Source organism: Flavobacterium riviphilum (assembly GCF_055231795.1).
In genome coordinates, this window is sequence record NZ_JBUYSY010000051.1 from 1 (window position 1) to 445 (window position 445).

A 445-nucleotide genomic window follows, 5' to 3' on the forward strand; every position below is an offset into this window, starting at 1 on the left:
GATATCGTCTATCCAAACCGTCATGGTATTGGCGGTGTTGTTTTGTTTGATCACAATTGCATCAAGGGTTACCGAAGCACCACTAACAATGCCATTTCCTGTGGTGATAGTGGTTCCAACAGCGGTGGGTAAAAACCAAGAATAGTAATTCCAAGCTCCGTTGTTGATGATGGCAATAGGAGGAAGCTCTTCTAGGCCATCGGCATCGTCAATCCATGCGGTTACAGTGGCTCCGGCATTGGCTGTACTTGTTCTCATCCAGAAGCCAAAGGTGCCTTGATTTCCTGTGAAAGCCTGATTGTTGGCTGGAGTTCCTCCACCTGATAATAGACGAACCGTCCAGTTAGAAGTCGAAGAAGTGTTATCATTCAGCACAGCTTTTAAGCTTGCAACTCCAGATTTGAAACTATCGGTAGCTCGAGCTAGTGACGAGGTGGTAGCGATA

General features: G+C 46.5%; 1 protein-coding gene. It reads right to left on the reverse strand.

All coding sequences use genetic code 11. The features are described 5' to 3' along the window. The coding region (locus ACZIX2_RS14255; RefSeq protein WP_463340762.1) for a hypothetical protein at window positions 1-445 on the reverse strand (445 nt) is incomplete at both ends.